The sequence below is a fragment of the Bradyrhizobium sp. Mp27 genome, from assembly GCF_029953005.1.
GTDB lineage: Bacteria > Pseudomonadota > Alphaproteobacteria > Rhizobiales > Xanthobacteraceae > Bradyrhizobium > Bradyrhizobium barranii.
Map to the genome: position 1 here is coordinate 32390 of NZ_JASAUS010000050.1, position 24710 is coordinate 57099.

24 protein-coding genes and 1 pseudogene are annotated in these 24710 nt (G+C 64.6%); 5 read left to right on the plus strand and 20 right to left on the minus strand.

The window, feature by feature from the left end; all coding sequences use genetic code 11:
- Positions 1 to 19: 19 nt before the first annotated feature.
- A complete protein-coding gene (locus QJT78_RS24250) occupies positions 20 to 913 on the minus strand; it encodes a LysR family transcriptional regulator (RefSeq protein ID WP_028149255.1) in 894 nt (297 codons plus the stop codon).
- Between the two features lie 119 nt (positions 914 to 1032).
- Between QJT78_RS24250 and QJT78_RS24255 the strand changes: the two genes are divergently transcribed.
- Positions 1033 to 1872 carry an oxidoreductase gene (locus QJT78_RS24255; protein ID WP_028149256.1) on the plus strand — a complete coding sequence of 280 codons (840 nt, stop codon included), beginning with the start codon at positions 1033 to 1035 and terminating at the stop codon, positions 1870 to 1872.
- A 54-nt stretch (positions 1873 to 1926) separates the two neighbouring features.
- Here the strand turns inward: QJT78_RS24255 and QJT78_RS24260 are convergent, their stop codons facing one another.
- Together QJT78_RS24260 and QJT78_RS24265 are read right to left on the minus strand one after the other, a co-directional pair.
- The gene (locus tag QJT78_RS24260) at positions 1927 to 2550 is read right to left on the minus strand and encodes a GNAT family N-acetyltransferase (protein ID WP_281460338.1); all 624 of its coding nucleotides are present in this window, start codon (positions 2548 to 2550) and stop codon (positions 1927 to 1929) included.
- A 69-nt stretch (positions 2551 to 2619) separates the two neighbouring features.
- Complete coding sequence (locus QJT78_RS24265; protein ID WP_028149258.1) at positions 2620 to 2823, minus strand: DUF1127 domain-containing protein; 204 nt, start codon at positions 2821 to 2823, stop codon at positions 2620 to 2622.
- A 110-nt stretch (positions 2824 to 2933) separates the two neighbouring features.
- Between QJT78_RS24265 and QJT78_RS24270 the strand changes: the two genes are divergently transcribed.
- Both QJT78_RS24270 and QJT78_RS24275 read left to right on the plus strand, forming a co-directional pair.
- Positions 2934 to 3833 carry a transcriptional regulator GcvA gene (locus QJT78_RS24270; protein ID WP_028149259.1) on the plus strand — a complete coding sequence of 300 codons (900 nt, stop codon included), beginning with the start codon at positions 2934 to 2936 and terminating at the stop codon, positions 3831 to 3833.
- 141 nt (positions 3834 to 3974) lie between these two features.
- Positions 3975 to 5300 carry an MFS transporter gene (locus QJT78_RS24275; protein WP_028149260.1) on the plus strand — a complete coding sequence of 442 codons (1326 nt, stop codon included), beginning with the start codon at positions 3975 to 3977 and terminating at the stop codon, positions 5298 to 5300.
- 186 nt (positions 5301 to 5486) lie between these two features.
- On the opposite strand, the gene QJT78_RS24280 is transcribed toward QJT78_RS24275, so the two are convergent.
- Genes QJT78_RS24280 through QJT78_RS24290 form a run of 3 tightly spaced genes read right to left on the minus strand, consistent with a single transcriptional unit; the run spans position 5487 to position 8148 of the window.
- The gene (locus QJT78_RS24280; protein WP_028149261.1) at positions 5487 to 5900 is read right to left on the minus strand and encodes a Rieske (2Fe-2S) protein; all 414 of its coding nucleotides are present in this window, start codon (positions 5898 to 5900) and stop codon (positions 5487 to 5489) included.
- Positions 5901 to 5952: 52 nt separating this feature from the next.
- Entirely contained in the window at positions 5953 to 7065 is a 1113-nt protein-coding gene (locus QJT78_RS24285) for an amidohydrolase family protein (RefSeq protein WP_028149262.1), read from the minus strand.
- Positions 7066 to 7089: 24 nt separating this feature from the next.
- On the minus strand, positions 7090 to 8148 hold the full coding sequence (locus QJT78_RS24290; RefSeq protein WP_028149263.1) for an amidohydrolase family protein: 1059 nt from the start codon (positions 8146 to 8148) through the stop codon (positions 7090 to 7092).
- A gap of 139 nt (positions 8149 to 8287) precedes the next feature.
- Between QJT78_RS24290 and QJT78_RS24295 the strand changes: the two genes are divergently transcribed.
- Positions 8288 to 8770 (plus strand): CinA family protein, encoded by a 483-nt coding sequence (locus QJT78_RS24295; protein WP_028149264.1) that lies wholly within the window; start codon positions 8288 to 8290, stop codon positions 8768 to 8770.
- 105 nt (positions 8771 to 8875) lie between these two features.
- Positions 8876 to 9862: a dienelactone hydrolase gene (locus tag QJT78_RS24300; protein WP_028149265.1), complete on the plus strand. Its 987-nt coding sequence runs from the start codon at positions 8876 to 8878 to the stop codon at positions 9860 to 9862.
- Positions 9863 to 9891: 29 nt separating this feature from the next.
- Here the strand turns inward: QJT78_RS24300 and QJT78_RS24305 are convergent, their stop codons facing one another.
- From QJT78_RS24305 to QJT78_RS24375, 14 genes and pseudogenes are all read right to left on the minus strand, one after another.
- Entirely contained in the window at positions 9892 to 10716 is an 825-nt protein-coding gene (locus QJT78_RS24305; protein ID WP_155257789.1) for a hypothetical protein, read from the minus strand.
- A gap of 67 nt (positions 10717 to 10783) precedes the next feature.
- Positions 10784 to 11059, minus strand: a complete 276-nt coding sequence (locus QJT78_RS24310) for a DUF1488 family protein (protein WP_028149267.1) — start codon at positions 11057 to 11059, stop codon at positions 10784 to 10786.
- Between the two features lie 134 nt (positions 11060 to 11193).
- Positions 11194 to 11811, minus strand: a complete 618-nt coding sequence (locus QJT78_RS24315) for a tetratricopeptide repeat protein (protein WP_028149268.1) — start codon at positions 11809 to 11811, stop codon at positions 11194 to 11196.
- A 120-nt stretch (positions 11812 to 11931) separates the two neighbouring features.
- Positions 11932 to 13401, minus strand: coding sequence for an AMP nucleosidase (locus QJT78_RS24320; protein ID WP_028149269.1), 1470 nt, complete (start codon positions 13399 to 13401; stop codon positions 11932 to 11934).
- Positions 13402 to 13710: 309 nt separating this feature from the next.
- Positions 13711 to 15045: an HlyD family type I secretion periplasmic adaptor subunit gene (locus QJT78_RS24325; protein WP_028148651.1), complete on the minus strand. Its 1335-nt coding sequence runs from the start codon at positions 15043 to 15045 to the stop codon at positions 13711 to 13713.
- Complete coding sequence (locus QJT78_RS24330; RefSeq protein WP_028148652.1) at positions 15042 to 16790, minus strand: type I secretion system permease/ATPase; 1749 nt, start codon at positions 16788 to 16790, stop codon at positions 15042 to 15044. The genes QJT78_RS24325 and QJT78_RS24330 overlap by 4 nt, the downstream gene beginning before the upstream one ends.
- A gap of 261 nt (positions 16791 to 17051) precedes the next feature.
- Positions 17052 to 17321 (minus strand): annotated as a pseudogene (locus tag QJT78_RS24335) (GlsB/YeaQ/YmgE family stress response membrane protein).
- Positions 17322 to 17682: 361 nt separating this feature from the next.
- Complete coding sequence (locus QJT78_RS24340; protein WP_028148653.1) at positions 17683 to 18657, minus strand: ABC transporter ATP-binding protein; 975 nt, start codon at positions 18655 to 18657, stop codon at positions 17683 to 17685.
- Positions 18654 to 20069 carry an Asp-tRNA(Asn)/Glu-tRNA(Gln) amidotransferase GatCAB subunit A gene (locus QJT78_RS24345; protein ID WP_028148654.1) on the minus strand — a complete coding sequence of 472 codons (1416 nt, stop codon included), beginning with the start codon at positions 20067 to 20069 and terminating at the stop codon, positions 18654 to 18656. The genes QJT78_RS24340 and QJT78_RS24345 overlap by 4 nt, the downstream gene beginning before the upstream one ends.
- Positions 20066 to 20263, minus strand: a complete 198-nt coding sequence (locus QJT78_RS24350) for a hypothetical protein (RefSeq protein WP_018321359.1) — start codon at positions 20261 to 20263, stop codon at positions 20066 to 20068. The genes QJT78_RS24345 and QJT78_RS24350 overlap by 4 nt, the downstream gene beginning before the upstream one ends.
- The gene (locus QJT78_RS24355) at positions 20260 to 21321 is read right to left on the minus strand and encodes an oligopeptide/dipeptide ABC transporter ATP-binding protein (protein WP_028148655.1); all 1062 of its coding nucleotides are present in this window, start codon (positions 21319 to 21321) and stop codon (positions 20260 to 20262) included. The genes QJT78_RS24350 and QJT78_RS24355 overlap by 4 nt, the downstream gene beginning before the upstream one ends.
- A 195-nt stretch (positions 21322 to 21516) precedes the next feature.
- Entirely contained in the window at positions 21517 to 22419 is a 903-nt protein-coding gene (locus QJT78_RS24360) for an ABC transporter permease (protein ID WP_014498429.1), read from the minus strand.
- Between the two features lie 3 nt (positions 22420 to 22422).
- Positions 22423 to 23376: an ABC transporter permease gene (locus tag QJT78_RS24365; protein WP_014498430.1), complete on the minus strand. Its 954-nt coding sequence runs from the start codon at positions 23374 to 23376 to the stop codon at positions 22423 to 22425.
- 428 nt (positions 23377 to 23804) lie between these two features.
- Positions 23805 to 24374 (minus strand): DUF4145 domain-containing protein, encoded by a 570-nt coding sequence (locus QJT78_RS24375; protein WP_038953200.1) that lies wholly within the window; start codon positions 24372 to 24374, stop codon positions 23805 to 23807.
- Between the last annotated feature and the right edge of the window lie 336 nt (positions 24375 to 24710).

The following is a 24710-nucleotide window of genomic DNA, read 5'->3' on the forward strand; positions in this document are numbered from 1 at the left end:
TCCATCCGGGCTACGCAGCTCATTGCTTGGCTGGCGCCCGAGCAAAATCCACGAACGCCCGGAGCGCGGCCGGCAATTGGCGGCGGCTTGGATAGTACAGGAAGAAACCGGGATAGGCCGGGCACCAATCAGCGAGCACACGAACCAGCTTGCGCTTGGCGAGCAGCGCTTCGACCTGCGCTTCGAACACAAAGGCAAGCCCAGCGCCATCCAGCGCGGCATCGACCATCAGATCCTGGTCGTTCATCGTCAGCGGTCCCGCGACATCGATCGCGAGCTCGATGCCCCCACGCTCGAACTCCCAATGATAGAGCGCGCCTGAGGTGAAGCGATAGCGGATGCAGGGCAGGCCTTTCAGGTCGCGCGGCGTGGCTGGAGGCTTGTGCGTCTTGAAGAACGCCGGCGTGCCGACCACGGCAAAGCGGTGCCGCGGGCCGATCGGCACCGCGATCATGTCGGCGGCAATGGTCTCGCCGAAGCGGACGCCGGCATCGAAGCCGGCCGCAACCATGTCGATCAGGGCGTCGTTGATGACGATCTCGACGCCGACATCGGGGAACGATTTCAGGAAGCGCGTCACGATCGGCAGCAGCACCAACTGCGCGGACTGGCGCGCGGCGGTGAAGCGCAGCGTGCCGGCGGGCTTGCCGCGGAAATTGTTGAGGTCCTCGAGCGCGTCGTCGATGTCGCGAAAGGCCGGCGTGATGCGGGCAAACAGACGCTCGCCGGCCTCGGTGAGCGCGACGCTGCGGGTGGTGCGGTTGACGAGGCGCAGGCCGAGCCGCTCTTCGACATTGCGCAAAGCGTGGGACAGCGCCGATGGCGTGACGCCAAGCTCGGTCGCCGCCGCCCGAAAACTGCGGTGGCGGGCGATGGCGAGGAAGGTCGCGAGGTCGGACGGGTCGATCCGCATTAGTGAATTTTTCTCAGCAGCCTGCGAAAGATATAGCGGATTATCTCAGCTATGGCGAGCCGCTACACCTTGCCGATCGGCTCGGCACATCGCCGGGCCAAAATGGAAAGGGCAACATCATGCGTGTCTGGTTCATCACAGGAGCATCCCGCGGATTTGGCGCTTTGATCGCCGAAGCCGCCTTGAAGGCCGGCGATGCGGTGGTCGCGACCGCGCGCGATCCGTCCACTGTCACCGCGCGCCTCGGCAACCACGAGCGCCTGCTCGCGACCCGGCTCGACGTCACCGGCGAGGCCGAGGCGCATGAGGCGGCGGGCCAGGCTGTGAAGCGCTTCGGCCGCATCGACATCCTGGTCAACAATGCCGGCTACGGCCTGCTCGGCGCGATCGAGGAGGCCAGCGGCGCGGAGACGCAAGAGCTGTTCGGCACGAATGTGTTCGGCCTGCTCGGCGTCACCCGCGCGGTGCTGCCGCATATGCGCCGCCAGCGTTCCGGCCACGTCATCAACATCTCGTCGGTCGGCGGCTACACCGGTTATCCCGGCTGGGGCGTCTATGGCGCGACCAAATTCGCGGTCGAGGGAATCAGCGAAGCGCTGGCCGGCGAAGTCGCGCCACTCGGCATCAAGGTCACCGTGGTCGAGCCGGGCTTCTTCCGCACCGACTTCCTCGACGACACCTCGCTGTCCCGCACCGCGCAGGTGATCGACGACTATCACGAGAGCGTCGGCAAAACCCGCGCTCACGCCGCCGAATTCAACCACGGCCAGCGCGGCGATCCGCGCAAGCTGGCGCAGGCCTTCCTGACGCTGGTCGATGCCAAGAACCCGCCGCTGCGCCTGCCGCTCGGCAGCGACACGGTAGAGCGGATCGAGGCGAAGAACCTCTTCGTTGCACGGGAGCTGGCGGGATGGCGATCGGTCGCGACCTCGACCGACTTCACCAATGACGGCGCGTAAGCGAAGGCAAAAAAAAGCCCGGCTCTGGATGACCAGGCCGGGCTCGCAGTGGTGTCAGGCCGAGGCTGAGGGGCTGTCGGCCTGACGGGAAAGGGCGGCGAGGCGCCAGCTCGCGCAGGGAATATCTTTCGGTGCGACGGCGATCTCCTTGTCGAAGCGCACCAGCTTCCAGTCGTCGGGATGATTGACGAAAGCGAAACCGGATTTGCGGGCGACCGAGATCATGGTCTCGTTGGAGCGCAGCGTGTCGCCGAACATGTGCTCGGCACCAAGGGCTGCCGCGCGGCATTCGAGATTCTTCATCAGCGCGGTGGCGATGCCGTGGCCCTGCCAGCGATCGTCGACCGACAGGCCGAACTCGAGTGTCGAGGTCTCGGCATGGAAGGCGTAGCGCGCTTCGGCGACGATGGTCTCGAAGCCGTCGACCATCTTGGTCGCGACAACGGTGAAGCGCTCGCGCGCGCCGACATCGAGGAACTCGCTCAGCAGGCCCTTCAGCAATTCGCTGATCGCACCGAAGAAGCGGTTGTAGCGGGAGCGGGTCGAGAGCGAGCGGAAATAGTGCTGAAGCTCCTCGGTGTCGCGCGGCTCGACGAAGCGAACGTTGAGCGCCTCGCCCTGCCGGGTGCGCAGCACGTCCGAATATTGCTTCAGATCTTCCAGGCGAAGAGTGCTCATGACACGAGCCCTGCGGAAAGAGGGACCGCCGGCGCCCCTGTGATCAGGCGGCGCCGGCTTGGCGGCCAATCAGGCCCGCCAGAAGGGTTTGTCAGCCTCGTAGGCGATGTCGGTCCAGGACAGGCCGACGTCGTGGAGATCGCGGGCCGTCCAGTGGGTCAGTTCGCGGCGGGTCCGGTAGCGCTCGTGCCAGACGTGCAGCGTCTCGCCGATCTGCTGGATGAGGCCGGGTACATGATGATTTGTCATCGAATTGTGGGTCAAAGTAGACATTTTCAGCTCCTTGAGCTAACTTGACCGCTAATATCTGCTTGCTACCGCGCTGCGACAAACGACAATTTGTACCCCTTCGCATGAAATAACGTCATGCTTCCTGCTGCCAGATGACTGCCAGATTGCCCTCCCTGAACGGATTGCGGGCCTTTGAGGCCGCCGCGCGCCATCTCAGCTTCACGCTGGCCGCGTCCGAGCTGAACGTGACCCAGACCGCGATCAGCCATCAGATCCGGCGGCTCGAGGAGGAACTCGGCATCCGCCTGTTCGTCCGGCAGAACCGCGCGCTGGCGCTGACGCCGGAAGCGCGCGACTATTTGCCGGGCGTCCGCGCCGCCTTCAACGACCTCCGCCTCGCCACCGACCGGCTGCTGCGCAAGGACGACGACAAGGTGCTGACCGTCTCGACGCTGGCATCGCTCGCCGCGAAATGGCTGCTGCCGCGGCTGACCGATTTCCAGGAGCAGCACCCCGGCATCGACGTCCGCATCACCACCTCGACCAGCCTCGTCGATTTCCAGCGCGACAATGTCGATGCCGCGATTCGCTATGGCCGCGGTCAATGGCCGGGCCTGCGCGCCGACTGGCTGATGGCGGACGAGCTGTTTCCGGTGTGCAGTCCGTCGCTGCTGCGCGGCGACAAGCCGCTGCGCCAGCCCGAGGATCTCAAGGGCTATCCGCTGCTGCACACCTCCAATGCCAACAGCGATGACTGGCGGCTGTGGCTGACGGCGGCCGGCCTTCCGGGCGATATCGCCAGGCAGCCCGGCATCACTTTCGACATGATCTTCATGACCATCCAGGCCGCAATCGACGGCATCGGCGTGGCGATGGGGCGAACCTCCTACGTCCAGGACGACATCGCCAAGGGCCGGCTCGTGGTGCCCTTCAAGATCGCGCTGCCGGCCGATGCCGGTTTCTACCTGGTCGCGCCGGAGGGCCGCCGCGAGGCGCCGAAGCTGGCGGCGTTCCGCGAGTGGATGATCGCCGCAACGCAGAATAAAGTCTGAAAAATCATCAGCTTCCGCGGTGAAATCGATTGACTCGCAACGCCCCGCGCGAGAGGGGTAGGACAGATTGTCGCAGCAGGCAATCTGCTGCCTTTCCGTGAAATGAGTTCCGGTCCGGCCGCCTTCCAGGGGAGTAACGTCATGGCTGGACCAGCAACCAATCCGCCCGAGATCAAGTCGCGCATCGGCGCAATCCTGCGCGCCACCTCCGGCAATTTTCTCGAACAGTTCGATTTCTTCCTGTTCGGCTTCTATGCCGCCGCGATCGGCAAGGCGTTCTTCCCCTCCACCAACGAGACGGCGTCGCTGCTCAACACTTTCGGCGTGTTCTGGCTCGGCGCCCTGATGCGCCCCGTCGGTGCGATCGTGCTCGGCGCCTACATCGACCGCATCGGCCGCCGCCAGGGCCTGATCGTCACGCTCGGCATCATGGCCATCGGCACCGTCGTGATCGCGTTCTGCCCGAGCTATGCGACCATCGGTATCGCCGCGCCCGTCATCGTGCTGATCGGCCGCCTGCTGCAGGGCTTCTCCGCCGGAGTCGAACTCGGCGGCGTCTCGGTCTATCTCGCGGAAATCTCCACGCCCGGCAATCGCGGCTTCTACACCTCGTTCCAGTCGTCGAGTCAGCAGGTCGCGATCTTCGTGGCCTCGATCCTCGGCTTCATCCTGTCCGAGGTGATGCCGGCCGACACCGTTGCCGCCTGGGGCTGGCGCATTCCCTTCTTCGTCGGCTGCCTGATCATTCCCCTGATCTTCTTCCTGCGGCGGACGCTCGAGGAGACACCGGCCTTCCTCGCCATGAAGAAGCATCCGACCGCGAGCGAGGTGTTCGCCTCCGCGTTCGCCAATTGGCGCATCGTGATCCTCGGCATGATGATCGCGGTCCTGACAACGACGACGTTCTACTTCGTCACCGTGTACACGCCGACCTTCGGCAAGACGGTGCTGAAGCTCTCGACGCAGGACGCGCTGCTCGTGACGCTGCTCGTCGCCGTCACCAACTTCTTCTGGAATCCGGTCGGCGGCGCGCTGTCCGACCGCATCGGCCGCAAGCCGGTACTGCTTGCTATCGCTGGCCTTGCGCTCCTCACCGCCTATCCGGCGCTGTCCTGGCTGGTGGCCGCGCCGACCTTCGGCAAGCTGCTCGCCGTCGAGATGATGTTCTCGTTCTATTTCGGCATGTACAGCGGCACCATGCTCGGTGCGCTGGTCGAGATCGTGCCCGCGCATGTGCGGACCACCTGCTTCTCGCTCGCCTTCGCGCTCGCCGCCGCGCTGTTCGGCACGTTCACGCCGTTCGCCTCGACCTTGCTGATCGACTACACCGGCAACAAGGCCGCACCCGGTCTTTGGCTGATGTTCGCGGCAGCGCTCGGCATCATCGCCGCGCTGGTCGTGTATCGCGGCGGCGGCAAGGCGGTGCCGACTTATGATCCGGTGGTGGAGCCGGTCGCGGGGCATTGATTGTCATTCCGGGGCGCTCTCGTTCTTCACCTCTCCCCGCCTGCGGGGAGAGGTCGGAAGTCAAGCGCAGCTTGAATTCCAGGTGAGGGGGTACAGGTCTAGCGGTCATCTCACGTGTGGAGAGAGGCCCCTCACCCCAACCCTCTCCCCGTAAGAACGGGGCGAGGGAGCAGACTTCCGGCGGAGCTACAGCTCCACCACCACGTAGTCGCTCTCGACCTTCACCGGGATGGTCTCGGCGACATACGGGCCCTTCACCACACTCGCACCCGGCTCGACATGCGCCGGATAGGCCTTCACGCGGAAGCGGCGGGGGTCGCAATAGGACTGGCCGGTGCGGATGTCGAACTCCCAACCGTGCCAGGGGCAGCGGATGATCTCGCCGAGCTTGGTGTATTCGATCTCGCCGGGATCCTTTGATTGCGCGAGCCCGATCAGCGGACCCTCGCACAGCGCCGCGCCCTGATGCGGGCAGCGGTTCATCAGGCCGAAATACTCGCCCTTGATGTTGAAGACCGCGATCGGCCGTCCGTCGATCTCCAGAAATTTTCGCGTGCCCGGCGGAAGCTCATCCACCGCCGCAATCACGTGCCGCGCCATGCTTATGTCTTCCGCATGATCTGATCGGAAAACCGTTTCACACTTTTCCGGATCATGCGGCTATCCCATAGAGCTTGCGCGCATTGCCGAGATAGAACGCTTCGCGGTTGGCGTCGCTGACGCCCGCCGGCAGCACGCGCGACGGCTCGTCATAGTCCCAATGCGGATAGTCGGTCGCGAACAGCAATCGGTCCCAGCCGATCCATTTGATGACGTCGAACAGATCCTCGCGCCGCTCCGGGTCCTCCATCGGCTGCGTGGTCCACCACACCTGCTCGCGGATATATTCCGACGGCGGCCGCTTCACATGCGGCACTTCGCTGCGCAGCCGGTGCCAGACCTTGTCGAGCCGCCAGGCGAGCGACGGGGCCCAGCCGAAGCCGGCCTCGATCATCACCATCTTCAGCTTCGGAAAGCGCTCGAACACGCCTTCCAAGACAAGGCTCGCCAACGCCGATTGCTGGCACTGCGAGTGGCCCACCATCTCCTCGATGTAATAGGAAGGCCAGCCGGACGGCGTGATCGGATTGCCGCCGAAGCCGAAGGCGTGCACGCCGACGGGAAGCCCCGCCTCTTCCGCGGCCTGATAGATCGGCCAGTAACGGCGCTGGCCGAGCGGCTCGACGTTGCGGCTGAGCAGGAGGACCTGCACGAAATTCTTGTCGCCGGCGCGCTCGCGGATTTCGGCGGCGGCCGACAGGCCATCCTCATTGCCGACGACAATGGACGCCTTCAGGCGCTTGTCCTTGCTGGTCCATTTGTCGATCTGCCAGTCGTTGATCGCCGAGCATAGCGCCGCCGAGAGCTCGTGATTGCGGATGCCCTGCCCGGTGTTGAGCGGATTGAGCACGCCGAGTTCCACGTTGTTGGGATCGAGCAGCTGCTTCTGCATGAAGGACAACGAAGAGCCCTGCGGCCCGCCTTCCGGTGGATAGGCGTCGCGGCGCGATGCGTTGGGCTGGGCCTTCGGATAGGGCGGGCCTTCCATCATGCCCTGATAGGCATGGACGCCGTAGACTTCGAGATGATGCTGCCAGCGCTTGGCCAGATAAGGATAAAGCTCGGTGCGGGTGGCGCGTGCCGGATGGATGTCGCAGTCCGCGATTGCGGTTTTGACGGTCAGTGGGGAAGCGGCTTCGGTGCTCTCGCGGAATTGGACATTCATCGCCTTGCCTCCTTTGGCAGCGGGCTAAGTCAGGCGGGGATAGGTCGCATGCGGATTTTCGATCATGATCTTGCGCACGAGATCGGGGGTGAGGCCCTCGGGCAGCGCGTCCTGGCCGTCGAATTGCCAGTGCGGATAGTCCGTGGAGAATAGAACCAATTGGTCGGACTGCATATGATCAAACAGGCGAATTAATGTCTCAGGTTCCGGCGGCGCATCAAATGGCTGTAAAGAGAACCGGATGTTGCTGCGCACAATGTCGAGCGGCGCGCGATCGACCCATGGCGTCTCCATTCGCACCCCGCGCCAGAACTTGTGCAGGCGCCAGAGAAAAGGGGAGATCCAGGAGACGCCGGATTCGAGCATGACCATTTTCAGCCGCGGATATTTGGCGAACACGCCCTCGACGATCAGACTTGTGAGCTGAGTCTGGAACGCCTGGGCCTGACCGACATAATCCTCGATGTGATAGGAACCCCAGCCCACGGCAGTCGGCGGATTGTGATAGGCGGAACCGGCGTGAATTCCGACGGGCAGCTGGAGCCGTTCCGCTGCCTCGTAGATCGGCCACAGCGCGCGCTTGCCGAGCGGCGTGTCGCCCATGACCAACATCAGTACCTGTACGAAGCGGCGGTCCTGCGCGCAGCGCTCGATCTCGGCGACGGCTTTCTCGACACTTTGCGTGGGGATCACGATCGAACCACGCAGCCGTGAATCGCGATCGAGCCATTCCTTCACCAGCCACTCGTTCAACGCGCGGCAGAAGGCGGCCTGCAAATCTTCCGAAAACACCATCTGCACGCCGTAGAGTGGATTGCAGATGGCGTGCGTGAGCTGCAAGGGATCGAGCAGATGGCGCTGCATGTCCTCCAGGCTTGCGCCGGGCTTGCCGGTTTCCGGCCGCCAATCGGGACGCGCCACGATCGGCGAGTTCTGCGGATAGGATTGCGAGACAAGGTCGACCATGCCGCGCGTCGTCACCTGATCGCGCCAATAGTCGTTGAGATACGGCAGCAGGCTGGTCAGATGCGGCACGGCCGGATGCACGTCGCAATCCACCCCGCCGGCGATCAGGGACGCCATCACGTCTCCTTCACGTTTCCTCGTCACGCTTTGTCTTCCACCATTCAAGCAGGCCTGCCCGTCGCCCGCAACTCGGCCAAAGCCGCTGTCATATGCTAGGAAGGCACAGCTCCGTTGCGAGGACTGAGAGGTTAAAGGGATGAAAGAGCTCGTCGGCATTGCGGAACAGGTCGCGGCCCGATTAATCGCGCGCAAACAGACCATTGCAGTGGCTGAATCCTCGACCGGCGGCCTGATCTCGGCCAGCCTGCTCGCGGTACCCGGCGCCTCCGCCTATTTCCTCGGCGGCGCGGTGGTCTACACCCGCGATGCCAGGCGCGTGCTGATGGATATTTCGGACGAAGGAATGAAGGGCTTTCGCTCCTCGTCGGAGCCTTATGCAAAGCTGCTGGCCGAACAGATGCGCAGCCGCTTCGGCTGCGACTGGAGCCTGTCCGAAACCGGCGCCGCCGGCCCCACCGGCAACCGCTACGGCGACGCCGCCGGGCACAGTTGCATGGCCGTCGCCGGCCCCGCGGCGGAGGTGATCACGCTGGAGATGGGCAACAACGACCGGTTCGCGAACATGCAAATGTTTGCTGCCGCGGCGCTGAAGCTGTTGCTGCGGAAGCTGGAGGGGTGAACGCCCTCACATGGGAACCGCCCGCGCTCCCGATCTCTTGCCGGACCGACCGTCGTGCAGGCGCATGAGCGAGCGCGTCACCGCCCAGGCGCGATAGGAGCAATGATGCGACTTCCAGCGTTCGTCTTCGCGACCCTGCTCGTCCTTGGGATAACGACGGCGCAAGCCGCCGGGGTCAGAAACTTCGACATCCCTGCCGGTCCGGCGGGACCGGCAATCCGATTGCTGGTCTGGACTCCGTGTGCAGAGCCACCTCGCGAGATGGATGCGCGTGGCGCCACCTTCTTCGCCGTGCCCGCATGTCCGGTCACCGGAGAAAAGCTTCCACTCATCGTGATGTCGCACGGCCGCCGAGGATGGTTCGGCGGTCACCATGACACCGCCGCGGCTTTGGCCGATGCCGGGTTCGTCGTGGCGGCGCTCAATCATCCCGGCGACACCATGCGCGACACCAGCCGCACCGACAGTCTTTCGGTTCTCGTCGAGCGCCCCACGGACATGAGCCGGCTCATCGACTACATGCTGGAGGGGTGGCCGGACGCATCCCGCATCGATCCTCAGCGCATCGGGTTCTACGGGTTTTCGTTTGGCGGTTACACCGGCCTCGTCGTCATCGGCGGCAATCCCGATCTGCGCAAGGGATTGCCGAATTGCGAGACGTCCAGCCTGAAGGCGTGCAAGCAACTCGAAAGCGGCGAGCTTCCTGATCAGCCGACGACCCATGATAAGCGCGTCAAGGCCGCGGTCATCATCGATCCCTATCCGGTGTTCGTCTTCCCGGAGGAGAATCTGAAAGCGATAACAGTGCCGGTTCAATTGTGGAGTTCTGACCCCGCGCAGAATGCCGATGGTCTCTCCGGATGCTGTGCGGCAGCGATCAATCAAAGGCTTCCGATCAAGCCGGACTACCATTTCGTGGACAATGCCCGGCATTTTTCCTTCCTCGCGACCTGCACCCCAAAGGACGCCCGGGAGGCCCCCGCCGTCTGCACCGATGCGCCGGATTTCGATCGCGTCGATTTCCACCGACGGCTTCACGCAGATGTCGTTGCGTTCTTTCGCAAGCATTTCGCCGAAAGCGCCAAGCCGTGACGCGGCCCTTGGCCCGGCGCCGCGCCGGCCTAAGAGCAGGACAAGCCGTTGCCGGGCTCGCGGCAGAGCTTCGCGCGAACCTCTACGATATCGATATAGTAGTTCCCGGCTCTCCGCTTGCGCGAGGCGGAGGCCGAGTCGGCACTGTCCATTGAAAGCAGATTGAGCTGCTTCTTGGTCGCCGCGCTGCACATCAGAGCAGCGTTGCCGCCGAGGTATCTCGACTGGGCGCCAAGCTCCTGCCGGGTGAGCTCCGCGAATGGCCCCAGACGCAATTGCGTTTCGACCGCGGCGATTTCAGCGTCGCTCGTCTGCGTCCGGGCAACACCCTTCATCCTGCGTTCGAAGCCGTTTGCGATCGCCGCCCCATGTGCCGCACCAAGATCCGCAACCTCTTGCGCTGCGTCCGTAAACTCACCGCGCTGGGAACCGGCCAGCAGATAGGACTTGCAAGCCAACGGGTTATTCGCGAGCTTCAGGAGGGTCGCCAGCTCCGCCCGGTCCAGGGCATTGATGTGCTCGTCGTCGGCATAGACTTCCATCTCGCTCGCCAGGATCATGTTGAGTGCACCATTGGCGGCGGGCCATCCGCCCTCGTTGAAGGCCTCTTCGGTCTCCCGAAGGAAGACCGCCCTGAGCGCGGGATCGCTGCGGGCAATCGACGCGGCCAAAGGGAAGCGCGCGATGTTCTGATCGAAATCGCGTGCAAACGCGCTCGGCCCGACGAGGTTCGCATAGGCCAGGTTTCCCGCCAGCAGGGCGACGACGACGAGCAGCAGGACTGATCTTCTGGTCATGTGAGAGTTTTGGTGTGGGTTACCGCGAGAGATCATCTCACGCCGGGTCGCCGCCATCCATTGCAACTACAGGCTGCCCTTAATGAATCCTTTCGCAGCCATGGCGAGTTGCGCGCATGCCCTGCTATCTTGCCAGATGCCGCATGAAGATCCGCACCACATATCCCTGGACCCGCGGCGCCTCGTCATAGATATCCGACGCGAGCCGCTCGATGGTCTCACGCAGGGATAGGAACTGCGCCTGGCGCGCGCTGCTCTCGGTGCCCTGCATGCCCGCGAGCTCGTCCATCGCGGCATCGCTGATCTGGCAATGCACGACCTCATCGTCACGCATCATCGTGAAGCGAAAGGCCAACCGTTCGAGGTCGTGGCCGATGATCCTGTCGCGCGACAGCGGCATCCAATTGTCCCGTTCGCGCCCCCGAACGGGACAATGCTGAAAATCTGGCGCTTTGTCACCATCCGCGCCAGGAGGCATCGCTGTCATGCGATGTTCATCAACAGCGAGCTTCCGTCGGTCGGCCCGGCTCCAACTCAATAGGTGAGCGCCGTGCCGGTCGGCTTGTCGAGTGCCGCGGCCAGCGATCGATACTCCTCACAATCCGTCCCGCAGATGGCAGCGATCCGGCTGAGATGATAGAGCGCCTGCTCGCGGTTACCCCGCTCGAGCTGCCACAATCCGTAATACTGCCACGTCAATACGTGGTTCGGATCTGCCTTCAACGCGCGCTCGTACCAGACCTGCGACTGCTCGTAGTCGCCGAGCTTGCGGTAGGAATAGCCGATGAGGTTGGCGACGTTCGGATGGTCGTCATGGCCGAGCGATTTCAATTGCTCGATCGCGGTCGCATAGTCGTTGCGCTCGTAGATGGTGTCATAAGCCACGCGGTAGCCGGCCGCGAAGGCAGGATCGCCGATACTGGACTGGTTGTTCGGCTTCCTGCCTTTGTGTGTTGCCTTGGTGCCCCAGCGCTTCGGGTAGACTGGCTGCGGCTGCGCCCTCTGATCCGCATAGGCTCCGGCATAGGGATCAGTGGAGCTGATGCCGCCCCCGCCGCCGCCACCACCTCCGCCGGCGGCAAAGGCCGGCGAGCTCAACAGCACTGCCGCAAATGTACCGAGCGTGACGAGCCTGATCATCGCTGTGATCATGTCTGCCTCCTGTCCTGTTCAAGCGGCCCCGGACGACGTGATAACCCTGCATCGGCAGCGATATTCCGGGACGCTACGCTCACAGAGACGTTAGTGTTCGTACGACAGTCCCGTTGTCCTTTACTGGAACGCGACCTCGGCGAAGCTTCGCAGCTTTCGCGAATGCAGTCGCTCCGATTCCTGCTGCTTGAGCCGCTCCAGCGCCTTCAGGCCGATCTCGAGATGCTGGCCGACGCGGCGGCGGTAGAATTCGCTGGCCATGCCTGCGAGCTTGATCTCGCCATGCAGCGGCTTGTCGGAGACGCACAGCAGCGTGCCGTAGGGGACGCGGAAGCGGTAGCCGTTGGCGGCGATCGCGGCCGATTCCATGTCGAGCGCGACCGCGCGCGACTGCGACATGCGGCGGATCACCTCGGGCCCCGAGATCTCCCAGTTGCGGTTGTCGACGCTCGCGACGGTGCCCGTGCGCATCAGGCGCTTCAGCTCGAAACCTTCGAGGCCGGTGACGTCCTCGACCGCCTGTTCGAGCGCGACCTGCATCTCGGCCAGTGCCGGGATCGGCACCCAGAGCGGCAGCTCGCGGTCGAGCACGTGGTCCTCGCGCACATAGCCGTGGGCGAGCACGTAGTCGCCGAGCCGCTGCGTGTTGCGCAGGCCTGCGCAATGGCCGAGCATCAGCCAGGCATGCGGGCGCAGCACTGCGACGTGGTCGGTGACGTTGCGCGCGTTCGACGGGCCGGTGCCGATGTTGATCAGGGTGATGCCGCGATAGCCAGGCGCGACCAGATGGAAAGCCGGCATCTGCGGCGCGCGGGCAGGCGCCACCCCGCTGGTTGCGCCGCCGCTGCCCGTGATCACATTGCCGGGCGCGACGAAGGCTTCGAGGCCGGCTTCGCCGGACTGCAGCCGCTGCTGGGAGAGCTGCGCGAAGGCATCGACGTAGAACTGGTAGTTGGTGAAGATCACGAAATTCTGGAAATGCTCAGGATCGGTGCCGGTGTAGTGATAGAGCCGCCGCAGCGAATAATCGACACGGGCAGCGCGAAACAATGACAGCGGCTCGGGCGCGCCCGGCTGAAGCTCGAACGTGCCGTCGGCGATCGAATCGTCCATGGTGGCGAGGTCGGGCACGTCGAACGCATCGCGCAGCGATCGCGTCACAAGGGACTTCTCGCTGGTGGTGATGGCGGCTTCGATGTTGATGTCGCGGCGATAGGCGAAGTGGATCGGGATCGGCTCGGCGGATTCGCCGATCTCGACGGGAACGCCGTGGTTCTGGATCAACAGCCCGATCTGCTCGGTGAGATAGGCGCGGAACAGATCCGGCCGCGTGACGCTGGTCTCGTGCACGCCGGGCCCGGCGACGAAGCCGTAGGCAAGTCGCGAGTCCAGCCGCGCATACGTCGCGGTGGTGACGCGGACGAAGGGATAATAGGCCCGCACCCGCGTCGTGATCGCCTCGCCGTTGACGTAGGCCTCGAACCGGTCGCGCAGGAATTTCGTATTTCGCTCGTAGATTTCCTCGAGGCGGGCGACGGCGAGGGCGGCGTCGGTGAAGGATTTGGTGGCGATGGAGGGTGGGGACTGCATTGTTCGACCGCCGGGTTGCTGGGCTTGAGTCGAACTATAGCAAAGAACGATGGCAATCGTCAGCGAAGGGCGGCTTGCGGACCACACGCTCCGCCGTCATGCCCCGGCTTGCCGCCTTCGCTGAAGCTTCGGCGTGCCGAGCGCTCGTGTGGGCCTCGGCGTAGCCTTGGCGGAGCCGGGACCGGGGCATCCAGTACGCCGCGGCGTCCCGGTTCAAACACAGCCACCTCTGGAATACTGGATCGCCCGGTCAAGCCGGGCGATGACAGTGAGTATGCGGCGCGCTCCGGGATGACGCGCTTTCGCGCGTCACTTCTCGCGGAAGGCCCGCATCAGCTGGTCGTGCAGCGGCTTCATCAGATAGGACAGCATGGTGCGGTCGCCGGTCTGGACGAAGGCTTCCGCCGGCATGCCGGGGATCAGCTTGGAGTCGCCGAGCTTGGCGACCTCTTCCGGGGACATCGACACGCGGATGGTATAGTAGCTCTGGCCGGTGCGCTGGTCGGTAGTGACGTCGGGTGAAACGCGGCTGACGACGCCGTTGAGCTCGGGCGTGGTGCGCTGGTTGAACGCGGACAGGCGCAACAGCGTCTTCTGGCCGATCTGGAGCTTGTCGATGTCGACAGGATTGACCTTGGCCTCGACCTGCAGATCGTCCGCCTGCGGCACGATCAGCATGAGCGCATCGCCGGCGGTGACGACGCCGCCGACGGTATGCACCGTCGATTGCAGCACCATGCCGTCCTGCGGCGCACGGATATCGACGCGGCGGAGCTGGTCTTCGGCGGCGACCTTGCGCTCGATCATTTCGCCGATCTTGTCGTTGGTCTCGCGCAGGTCCTTGGAGACCTCGCTCACCATGTCCTTGTCGACCTGGATGATCTGAAGCTCGGTCTCGGTGATCTTGCCCTTGGCCTGCGCGCGCGATGCGATGTATTGCGCACGCTCGCCGTTGAGGCGGGCGCTGTCGCGCTCGAGCGTGGTCAGGCGCGAGATCTGCACCAGGTGCTTCTCGTAGAGATCGCGCACGCCGGTGAGCTCCTGCTGCACCAGGGCGATTTCCCTGTCCTTGGCCTTCTCCTGCGCGGAGAGGCCCTCGATCTCCTCGTTGAGCTGCTGGATGCGCTCGCGGAGCTGCGCCTTCTGGCCGGCGCGGCCGTTGACGCGGACGTCGAACAGCTTGGTTTCGGCAGAGAGCAGCGTCTTGACGTCGGACTCGTTGGTGCGATCGAGCAGCGGTTGGGGAAACTCGATCTTGTCGAGCGCGCGCTGCTCGGCCTGGAGCCGCGACGCGCGCGCCAGCGCGGCGTCGAGATTCTTGGTGACGATGGCGAGGTTCGCCTTGGTGACGGTGTCGTCGAGCCGCACCACGATATCGCCGGCCTTGACCACGTCGCCGTCGCGGGCGCGCAGCTCGCCGACCACGCCGCCGGTCGGATGCTGCACCTTCTTGACGTTGGATTCGACCACGACCTGGCCCGGTGCGATCAGGGCCCCCGAGATCTGCACCGTCGAGGCCCAGCCGCCGAGGCCGACGACGAGGGCCGCCACGATGGCCAGCCCGAGCATCAGGTGAAACCTGATGGAATCCCGCACGGTCCTCTTCGCGGCGGGCTTTCCGCCGCCGATAGCCATCGTGCTCATGACTTGGGCACTCCGCCTTCGCTGACGATCTTGATCGGTGCCGGCGGCGTCACGCGCGGCTGAAGCACCTGGGCAAGCACCTGCTCCTTCGGCCCGAACGCCTGCATACGGCCGTCGCGCAGCACCAGGATCTGGTCGACCGCCTCGACGCCGATCGGGCGATGCGCCACCACGATGACGATGGCGCCGCGCTCGCGCGCGCTGCGGATCGCACGGGTCAGCGCCTCGTCGCCTTCGGTGTCGAGATTGGAATTGGGCTCGTCGAGCACGATCAGGAACGGGCTGCCGTAGAGCGCACGCGCCAGCGCCACACGCTGCGCCTGGCCCGCGGAGAGCGCGGTGCCCTGCTCGCCGACCTGGGTGTTGTAGCCCTCGCGCATCTTGATGATCATCTCGTGCACGCCGGCTTCTTTCGCGGCGGAAATGATGCCGTCAGAGGTGGCCTCGGGATCGAAACGGCTGATGTTCTGCGCGATGGTGCCGCCGAACAATTCGACGTCCTGCGGCAGATAGCCGATGTGGCGGCCGAGCATGTCGGAGGCCCACTGGTCGAGCGCAGCGCCGTCGAGCCTCACCTTGCCCCGGACCGGATGCCAGACGCCGACCAGCGCGCGGATCAGCGACGATTTGCCGGAGCCGCTCGGCCCGATCACGCCGAGGCCATTGCCGGCGGTGAGCGCGAAGCTGACGTCCTGCACGATGAGGCGCTGATCGCCCGGCGGCACCATGGCGATGCCCTCGACCGACAGACGACTGGTGGGCGCCTGCAACTGGGTCGGCATCGTCTGCGGCGGCATCTGCTCCAGCAGGCGCGTGAGGCGCTGCCAGCTCTGACGTGCCGCGACAAAGGATTTCCAGTGCGCGATGGCGAGATCGACCGGCGCGAGGGCGCGGGCGGAGAGGATCGAGCCGGCGATGATGATGCCGGCGGTCGCTTCCTGGTGGATGACGAGATAGGCGCCGACCGCGAGCACGGCCGATTGCAGCATCATGCGCAGCACTTTTGCGACCGCACCGAGACCGCCGGCGACGTCGCTCGCACGCTGATTGCCGTCGAGGTATTTTTCGTTGGCCTCGCTCCAGCGCTGGTTCATCCGGCCGGTCATGCCCATCGAGACCATGACTTCGGCGTTGCGCCGGCTGGAGGCGGCGAGATCGTTGCGCTGGGCGGCGAGGCCCATCGCGTCCTTCGCCGGCTGGCGGGACAGGAACTCGGTGACCAGCGTCAGCCCGACCAGGATGATGGCGCCGACCAAAGCGGTGAGGCCGATCATAACGTGGAAGGCGAAGCAGATGGCGAGATAGAGCGGCAGCCAGGGCAGGTCGAAGAACGCGCTCGGGCCCATGCCGCCGAGGAAGGAGCGGACATTGTCGAGGTCGCGCAGTGGCTGCAGGCCCTCGTTGCGGCTGCCGACCAGGAGCGGCAGACGCACGACGGTGTCGAACACGCGCTTGTTGAGGGCTTCATCGAGCGCCGTACCGATCCGCCCCAGGATCCGGTTCCGGATCATGTCGAGCATGCCCTGCGCCATATAGAGGAAGCTGGCGATGATGATCAGGCCGACGAGAGTCGGAACGCTCCGGCTCGGCAGAACCCGGTCGTAGACCTCCAGCATGAAGATCGACCCGGTCAGATAGAGCAGGTTGATCATGCAGCTCATCAAGCCGACGCCGACGAACGCCGTGCGACAAGCACGCAGGGCGTCACCGAGCTCTGAACGGCGGACGCCGGGTACGGCTGCCATCAGTCTGATCTCTTTCGGGTAAGGGGCAACGCCCCTGATTTCCTAGGTCGTTCAGGGGTACGCGACCCGGATTAACATCGTATTCCCCCGCGACGAACGCGGTCGAATTAATCCAGGTCCCTGATAGGCCACCTCTACCCCTGACGGCCTCGCACGCAAGTCCGGTATTTCACAGTCTTTGCGGCTTTTTATAGCAGACATCGCGGTCTCTCCCCAGCGGGGGAGAGGCGAAAAGTGTCGGCTCACCGAGCCAATGTGACGCTAGAGCCGGCCGCCGCCGCGCACCAGCCGCACCACCAGGAGCAGGATGATGGCGCCGATGGCGGATTAGATGATCTCGGACACGAGCCCGGTGCCGAGATGGATGCCGAGCTTCGGGAACAGGAAGCTTGCGACAAACGCGCCGGCGATGCCGATCACGATGTCGCCAATGATGCCGAACCCGGCGCCCCGCACGATCTTTCCGGCCAGCCAGCCGGCGATCAGGCCGACAAACAGGATGACGAGCAGGCCTTCGTTCGAAATGTACATAAGTGAGGTCCCTCTCCTAGGAATGCCCGGCATGGAACGGGAACCGGGATGAACGGGGTCTGAATGCTGTTCCCCGCGACCCGGTTGCGGCTGCGGAAACAAAAATGTCGAAAACAACCCCATGCACAGTAGGGGTGCAGTTGGCTGGCGGTGCGAGGTGAACTGTGACAAGTCGGTGTTGTCGTAGAGGGATTCTGAAGACGTGCGCGGGGCTCTTCACCTCTCCCCGCCTGCGGGGAGAGATCGGATCGCCCTTGCGATCCGGGTGAGGGGGTGCAGGTCCCTCGACAATCTCATCCGCGGAGAGAGGCCCCTCACCCCGGCCCTCTCCCCGCAAGAGCGGAGCGAGGGAGCCCGCCGGTTACGTCGCCACCACCGGCTCGGCCAGCACGCATCTCGCCGCCCTACCCGGTCCGACCTCGACATTCGCAGGCAATTGCTCCAGACACCGCGGCTGGGCGACCGTGCAACGGGGGGCGAAGGAGCAGTTGTTCGGCTTTTCGGCCAGCGATGGCGGGGTGCCGGGGATGGTCTCCAGCCGGGCGCCGCGCTTGGCGCCGTGGATGGTGGAGGCGAGCAGGCCCTTGGCGTAGGGGTGCACCGGCGTGCGGACGATGTCGCGGAGCGTGCCCTGCTCCACGATCTGGCCGGCATACATCACCGCGACCCGGTCGCAGATCTCGATCGCAACACCGATGTCGTGGGTGACGAAGATGACGGACATGCCGAACTCGCGCTGAAGCTCGCGCAGCAGCAGCAGAATCTGGATCTGCACGGTGGCATCGAGCGCGGTGGTCGGCTCATCCGCCAGCAAGATCTTCGGACGGCAGGCGAGCGCAAGCGCAATCATCGCGCGCTGGCGCATGCCGCCGGACATCTCGTGCGGATAGGCATCGAGTCTGCGCTTTGCGGAGGGAATTCGCACGACCTCGAGCATTTCGAGCGCCCTCGCCCGCCCTTCCGCAAAGCTCTTGCCTTCGTGGCGCACGACGCTTTCGGCGATCTGCGCGCCGATGGTGTAGACCGGATCGAGCGCGAGCGCGGGCTCCTGGAAGATCATCGACACGGTCTGGCCACGGAACGACGACAGCTCCTCGTCGTTCATGGCGAGCACGTCGCGGCCCATGACGTTGACCTTGCCCGTGATCTGCGTGCGCTTCTTCGGCAGGAGCCGCATCAGCGCACGCAGGGTCACGCTCTTGCCGGAACCGGACTCGCCGAGCAGGCCCAGCACCTCGCCGTCACCGAGCGAGAGACTGAGATCGTTCACGGCATAGACCGTGCGCTCCCCGGTGAAGCGGATGTTGAGGCCTGAGATCTCGACGAGCTTTGTCATGACGGCAGTTTCGGCAACCTATCGTGATAGTCGGTGACGCGCTGGAAGGCGGCGCCGATGGTGAGCAAGGTCGCTTCATCGAAGGAGCGGCCGATCAGCTGCATGCCAACCGGCAGGCCGCTTTTGGCGAAGCCGGAGGGAATGGTGAGCGACGGCAGGCCGAGAAAATTCACCGGGCGGGTGAACAGCGTCAGCCGCTGCACCATCGCCGGCGCGTTCGGGCCGCCACCGACGTCGCTCTCCTCGATCGTTGGCGCCGGCACGGGCGATGCCGGCGCGATGACCGCATCGACACCAGCGGTGGCCGCATTGTGAGCGGCGAGCGCCGGACCGCGCCAGCGCATCGCCTCCAGATAAGTGATGGCGGGAACGGCGAGACCGTTCTGAAGCCGCATCAGCACCTGCGGGCCATAGTCCTGCGGACGCTCGATCATCCAGCGCTTGTGGAAGGCGGCCGCTTCGGCCGCGAGCACGAGCTGGCTTGCCGCAGACAATTGCCGCTGGTCCGGCAACTCGACCGTGACGATGTCGGCGCCCTCGCGCTCGAGCACCGCGATGGTCTCGTCCAGCACGCGCGCGACCTCGCCGTCGAGATCATCGACATAGAAGGACGCGGGCACGCCGATTTTCAAGCCCTTGAGCGACCCCTTGGTGGCGCCGACATAGTCGGACAGCGGCTCGTGGCTGCAGGTCGAATCCGCGGGATCGGGACCGGCCATCAGCGCCAGCAGCAGCGCGCAATCCTCGGCGGTGCGGGCGAGCGGACCGACCGTGTCGAGCGATTGCGACAGCGGCATCGCGCCGGCGCGGCTGACGCGGCCGACGGTGGTCTTCAGCCCGGTGACGCCGCAGAAATGCGCGGGCATGCGGATCGAACCACCGGTGTCCGAGCCGAGCGCCGCGAACGTCAGGCGCGCCGCGACCGACGAGCCGGAGCCGGAGGACGAGCCGCCGGTGATGTGCGCGACGTTCCAGGGATTGCGCACAGGGCCGTAATGGGCGTTGTGCCCCGTCGGTCCATGGGCGAATTCGGCCAGATGCAGCGTGCCGAGGCGGACCTGCCCGGCATCCTTCAGCCGCTGCAAGGCAGTCGACGTGACTGTCGGTACGAAATCGCGGCGGATCAGCGAGCCGCAGGTCGAGACGTGGCCTGCGTCGTAATACATGTCCTTGTGCGCGAGCGGCACGCCATGCAGCGGACCGCGGACATTGCCCTTGGCGAGCTCGGCATCGGCGGCATCGGCCGCCTTCAACGCGGACTCGGCTTCAACCGACATGAAGGCGTTCAGATGCGGCTGCCACTGCGCGATGCGGTGCAGCAGCGCGCGCGTCACCTCATGCGAGGACACCTGCTTCATCGCGATCGCACGCGCGACCTCGGTGAGCGTCATCAATGCAGGCTCACGGCTCATTTCGACACCTTCTGCGTCTGCGCGATCGGATAGAGCGCGGGCTCGAGATCGAATGGCAGCGTGCCGGCGATGGCCGCAAAGCCTTCGAAGGCCGGCCCGATCGAATTGGAGATGCGCGTCGCGATCTCGTCATCAACAGGGACGCCGGCGATCTGCGCGATCGGCTTGATCTCTTTGGGTGTCGGTCTTGTCATGCTGTTTCCTCTGCGGGCGCGCGGCTATGGCCTGAACCCGGAATCGCCATGTAGCACGCGGCCTCGTGGCCCATTCTATCGAGCGCGGTGAGCTTTGGTGCTGCATTTGCGCAGAGCGGCTCCGCAAACGCGCAGCGGGTGTGGAAGCGGCACCCCGGGGGCGGATCGATCGGATTGGGCGGATCGCCGGTGATCGGCGGTTTTTCGGTGCGGCGATCCGGATCCGACGACGGCATCGCGGCAAGCAGTGCGCGCGTATAGGGATGCGCAGGGTTATCCCAGACCTGGTCGACCGGGCCGAGCTCGACGACCTCGCCGAGATACATCACCAGCACGCGGTCCGAGATGTAGCGCACGACGTTGAGGTCGTGGCTGATGAAGAGATAGGTCAACCCGAACTCGCGTTTGAGATCGGCGAGCAGATTCAGCACCTGTGCCTCGACGGACTTGTCGAGCGCCGAGACGGCTTCGTCCAAAATCACCAGCCGCGGCGACAGCGCCAGCGCACGCGCGATGTTGACGCGCTGGCGCTGACCGCCGGAGATCTCGTGCGGATAGCGGTTGGCGAAGTTTTCCGGCCGCAAGCCCACCTTGCCGAGCAACTCGCGCGCGAGCGCACGGGCCGTGCCATCAGCCATGCCGTGGACCTTGGGGCCGAAGGCGATGGATTCCTCGATCGTCAGGCGCGGATTGAGCGAGGCGTAGGAGTCCTGGAACACCATCTGCATGCCGCGGCGCAGCTCGCGCAACGACAGCGACTGGCCGACGGTCATGCCGTCATAGATGATGTCGCCGGTATCGCGCGGCATCAGATGCATCAGCAACCGCGCGGTGGTGGACTTGCCGCAACCGGATTCGCCGACGATGCCGACCGTCTCCCCCTTCGCGACCGAGAAGGAGACATTGTCCACCGCGCGCACGGTGCGTTTCGCGGCGAACAGCCCGCCACGCACCGGAAAATGCTTGGTCAGGCCGTTGACCTGGAGCAGCGGTTGCGCGACGCCGCCAACGTCCTCGACGGGCTCCAGCATTTCGACGGATGTGCTGATCTCGCTCATGGCCGCAGGCTCCCACCTCTCCCCATCGGGGCAGGACAGCCGCATATGGCTGGTACTAAAGCCTCCATGCCGTCATGGCCGGGCTTGTCCCGGCCATCCACGCCTTGCCACGCGGAATGAAGAACGTGGATGCCCGGGACAAGCCCGGGCATGACGACCTTCCGTGCCGCGCCATTGCGCTTTTGCATCATCATCTCAGTTCCTGATGTCCATGGCGCTGCGCAGGCCGTCCGAGAGCAGGTTGAAGCAGATCGAGACCGCGAAGATCATCGCGCCCGGCAATGCCGCGACCCAGGGATTGACGTAGATCGCGGTGCGGAGCGTGTTGAGCATCAGTCCCCATTCCGGCTCCGGCGGTTTTGTGCCGAGGCCGAGGAAGGAGAGACCTGCGGCCAAAATCATCGAGACCGAAATGAGACTGGTCGCATAGACGAAGATCGCGCCGAGCACGTTGCCGAGGATATGCACGCGCATGATGGTGAAGGGCCCCGCGCCTGACGCGCGCGCGGCCTCGACGAAATCCATGTTGCGCACGCCGGTGGTGACGCTCTCGGCGACGCGGGTGATCTGCGGCACGAACACGACGGTCAGCGACACGATCGAGTTGAGAATGCCGGCACCGAGCGCGCCCGAGATCGCGATTGCGAGCAGCACGGAGGGGAAGGCGTAGAACACGTCGATCGTGCGCATGATCGCGGTGTTGAGCTTGCCGCCGACATAGCCGGCGACGAGGCCGAGCGACGTGCCGATGCAGAACGCGAGGATAACAGGCAAAATGCCGATGACCAGCGACAGCCGCCCGCCATAGATCAGCCGCGCTAGCATGTCGCGGCCGAGCTCGTCGGTGCCGAGCGGATAGCCTGCTGTGCCGATGTGGCGGAGGCGGCGGATCATCGAGCCCTTGTAGGGATCTTCAAGCCCAAGCCATGGCGCGAGCACCGCGGAGAGGAAGATCAGCAGCAGCACCAGCGCGCAGGCCATGCTGACCTTGTCGCGGGCGATGCGGCGGCCGACGGTCGCCCAATAGCCGCGCGCCTTGGTGGCGGGCGCGGCCTGCAGCGCGGCATCGGCGGTGGCGGACAACGGAAGCTCGCTCATCGCCTAGCCCCGCTTGATGCGCGGATCGATCGCGGCTTGCGCGATATCGACCAGCAGATTGAGGAAGACGAAGAACAGCGCCAGGATCAGGATCGTGCCCTGCAGCAGCGGCAGGTCGCGCTGGAAGATCGCGGAGTTGAGCAGGAAGCCCGAGCCTGGCCAGGAGAACACGGTCTCGATCAGGATCGAGCCACCGAGCATGTAGCCGAGCTGAAGCCCCATCACCGCGAGCGCGGTCGGCGCGGCATTCTTGATGACGTGGCGGAACACGCCGGTTTCGTGCAGGCCCTTTGCGCGCAGCGCCTCGACAAAGTCCTGGCTGAGGATGTCGCCGGTGAGCGCGCGCACGGTGCGGGTGACGATGCCCATCGGAATCACCGAGGTCGTGATCGCCGGCAGCACCAGGTATTTCAGATGCGCCCAGTCCCAGGCCCAGGAGTTGGAGCCGTTCGGCCCGGCGCCGACCGCGGGCAGCCAGTTGAGCTGCACCGAGAAGATGATGACGAGCACCATGCCGAGCCAGTAATGCGGCACGGAGACGCCGGCGATGGCGAAGGAGGTCGCGACCTTGTCGATCCAGGTCTCGCGGAAATAGCCGGCGATCAGGCCGAGCAGGATGCCCATCGTGAAGCCGATGATGGCGGCCGCAATCGCGAGCGTGACGGTGTTGCTGACCGCGCGCATGACCTCGGCGAGCACCGGGCGCCCCGTCGCGATGGAATTGCCGAGATCGCCGTGAAGGGCGCGCAGCAGCCACAGGCCGAACTGCACTGGCAGCGGGCGGTCGAAGCCGTAGGCGGCGCGGAGCTGCGCCGCGAGCTCCTGCGAGGCGTCGGCCGGCAGCACGGCAACCAGCGGATCGCCCGGCGTGATATGCACGAGCAGAAAGCACACCAGCGCCACGCTGATGACGATCGGAATGACATAGACGATGCGGCGAGCGATATAGGCGAGCACTGGTCTTCTTTCTTCCTTCTCCCCTTGCGGGAGAACGATCCGCCGAAATTTTCAAGTGATATCAACGGCGTGGCGCGTTTGTGTCTCTGGTTGTGTCACTTTGTGCCGCCAATAACCACGCTGAGGTAAAAGCTGGGGACGATTCTGCGGTAGGATATCTCACGCCCGGCAACCCGCAAAAGATCACCTTCCGCGAAATGCGCGAGATGGGCGTGCGCGGCGTCCTGATCTATTGCGCGGACTACCGCTGCGGTCGCCACTCCGAGGCCAATGCCGACAGCTGGGCCGACGCCGTCAGGCTGTCCGATATCGAGCCGAAGTTCGTCTGCACCAAGTGCGGCAGCGCGGCGCCGACGTGCGGCCGAACTTCGAACCGGCCAAGATGGGCACCGCCCCCGGCATTACTGCCCGCATTTGCAGAGCGAGACCTAGCTGATCATCAAAGCAAGGTGTAGTCGCGGAATTATCTGCTCCGCCAGTTTGCGAAATCGGTGCGCATCTTCAGCAGAGAATGATGTTGTTGTGCTCGGGTGCGCAGCGGCATTGCCGATGATACGCAAGTCGTCGAGTAGCCCGAAAGTATTGGAATCGATTGCTTCCACATTCTTAAGTTCGCGGATCATCGTCCACATTCCGCGGTATGGCTTTCCTGGCCATCGCGCGTCCGCGAGTGAACGGATGGATTCTTCGATGGAACTGCGGAGGTCTAGAATTGCAGCTCGCGGAGAGATGGCCACGAGCTTCTCGAATTTGCTGAGTTCTTCTGGAGACGCCTTCGCTGGCTCCGCCCCAGGCGGAGGCGGCGGTAGTTGAGCCGCCTCTTTCTCCGCTTGATCAAGCCTGAAGGATACTTCCACATCCTTATATCTCGCACGAAGCTGCGGCAGCAGCTCCGTCAACTTCTCTCGGAAAAGCCAAACCGCCGCGACGAACGCTGCAGGCCACGCTAGCGAAACAACTGACTGCACAATCGATGAAGTAAACTGAAGCCAATCCATTCTATTCCCCTAGGCGGGCACATCAGTCCCGGAACGTGATCGACTTGGATCTCCGACCGGGTCCATGAGGTCAAGCACGCAACATCAGACCTCAGCGAACAACCACGCAGGGGCCGGAGGCCATTGTGCTCAGTTGGAAAACCAGAAATCTCACTGTCGGGTTTTCCTTCCAAGCGCGCACGCGGATAAAATCAGTTGCAGCGACCACCGCAAAGTCGTTGGCATCTAGCCCGTCCTATTCGTGAGAGTGCGGCTTTTGGGCCCGATTGATGCGGCCGCACATCTTGTCTGACGAGGCGCACAGGATTGCCTTCGGCTTTTCGCCGCCTGACGACC

Coding starts and splice junctions, on each gene's coding strand:
- QJT78_RS24305 (WP_155257789.1), bottom strand. CDS start 10,716: ATGGCGGCGACCCGGCGTGAGATGATCTCTCGCGGTAACCCACACCAA.
- QJT78_RS24255 (WP_028149256.1), top strand. CDS start 1,033: ATGCGTGTCTGGTTCATCACAGGAGCATCCCGCGGATTTGGCGCTTTG.
- QJT78_RS24345 (WP_028148654.1), bottom strand. CDS start 20,069: ATGAGCCGTGAGCCTGCATTGATGACGCTCACCGAGGTCGCGCGTGCG.
- QJT78_RS24320 (WP_028149269.1), bottom strand. CDS start 13,401: ATGCAGTCCCCACCCTCCATCGCCACCAAATCCTTCACCGACGCCGCC.
- QJT78_RS24295 (WP_028149264.1), top strand. CDS start 8,288: ATGAAAGAGCTCGTCGGCATTGCGGAACAGGTCGCGGCCCGATTAATC.
- QJT78_RS24280 (WP_028149261.1), bottom strand. CDS start 5,900: ATGGCGCGGCACGTGATTGCGGCGGTGGATGAGCTTCCGCCGGGCACG.
- QJT78_RS24275 (WP_028149260.1), top strand. CDS start 3,975: ATGGCTGGACCAGCAACCAATCCGCCCGAGATCAAGTCGCGCATCGGC.
- QJT78_RS24350 (WP_018321359.1), bottom strand. CDS start 20,263: ATGACAAGACCGACACCCAAAGAGATCAAGCCGATCGCGCAGATCGCC.
- QJT78_RS24325 (WP_028148651.1), bottom strand. CDS start 15,045: ATGAGCACGATGGCTATCGGCGGCGGAAAGCCCGCCGCGAAGAGGACC.
- QJT78_RS24330 (WP_028148652.1), bottom strand. CDS start 16,790: ATGGCAGCCGTACCCGGCGTCCGCCGTTCAGAGCTCGGTGACGCCCTG.
- QJT78_RS24260 (WP_281460338.1), bottom strand. CDS start 2,550: ATGAGCACTCTTCGCCTGGAAGATCTGAAGCAATATTCGGACGTGCTG.
- QJT78_RS24285 (WP_028149262.1), bottom strand. CDS start 7,065: ATGAATGTCCAATTCCGCGAGAGCACCGAAGCCGCTTCCCCACTGACC.
- QJT78_RS24290 (WP_028149263.1), bottom strand. CDS start 8,148: ATGGCGTCCCTGATCGCCGGCGGGGTGGATTGCGACGTGCATCCGGCC.
- QJT78_RS24315 (WP_028149268.1), bottom strand. CDS start 11,811: ATGATCACAGCGATGATCAGGCTCGTCACGCTCGGTACATTTGCGGCA.
- QJT78_RS24265 (WP_028149258.1), bottom strand. CDS start 2,823: ATGTCTACTTTGACCCACAATTCGATGACAAATCATCATGTACCCGGC.
- QJT78_RS24270 (WP_028149259.1), top strand. CDS start 2,934: ATGACTGCCAGATTGCCCTCCCTGAACGGATTGCGGGCCTTTGAGGCC.
- QJT78_RS24250 (WP_028149255.1), bottom strand. CDS start 913: ATGCGGATCGACCCGTCCGACCTCGCGACCTTCCTCGCCATCGCCCGC.
- QJT78_RS24340 (WP_028148653.1), bottom strand. CDS start 18,657: ATGACAAAGCTCGTCGAGATCTCAGGCCTCAACATCCGCTTCACCGGG.
- QJT78_RS24355 (WP_028148655.1), bottom strand. CDS start 21,321: ATGAGCGAGATCAGCACATCCGTCGAAATGCTGGAGCCCGTCGAGGAC.
- QJT78_RS24300 (WP_028149265.1), top strand. CDS start 8,876: ATGCGACTTCCAGCGTTCGTCTTCGCGACCCTGCTCGTCCTTGGGATA.
- QJT78_RS24360 (WP_014498429.1), bottom strand. CDS start 22,419: ATGAGCGAGCTTCCGTTGTCCGCCACCGCCGATGCCGCGCTGCAGGCC.
- QJT78_RS24375 (WP_038953200.1), bottom strand. CDS start 24,374: ATGGATTGGCTTCAGTTTACTTCATCGATTGTGCAGTCAGTTGTTTCG.
- QJT78_RS24310 (WP_028149267.1), bottom strand. CDS start 11,059: ATGCCGCTGTCGCGCGACAGGATCATCGGCCACGACCTCGAACGGTTG.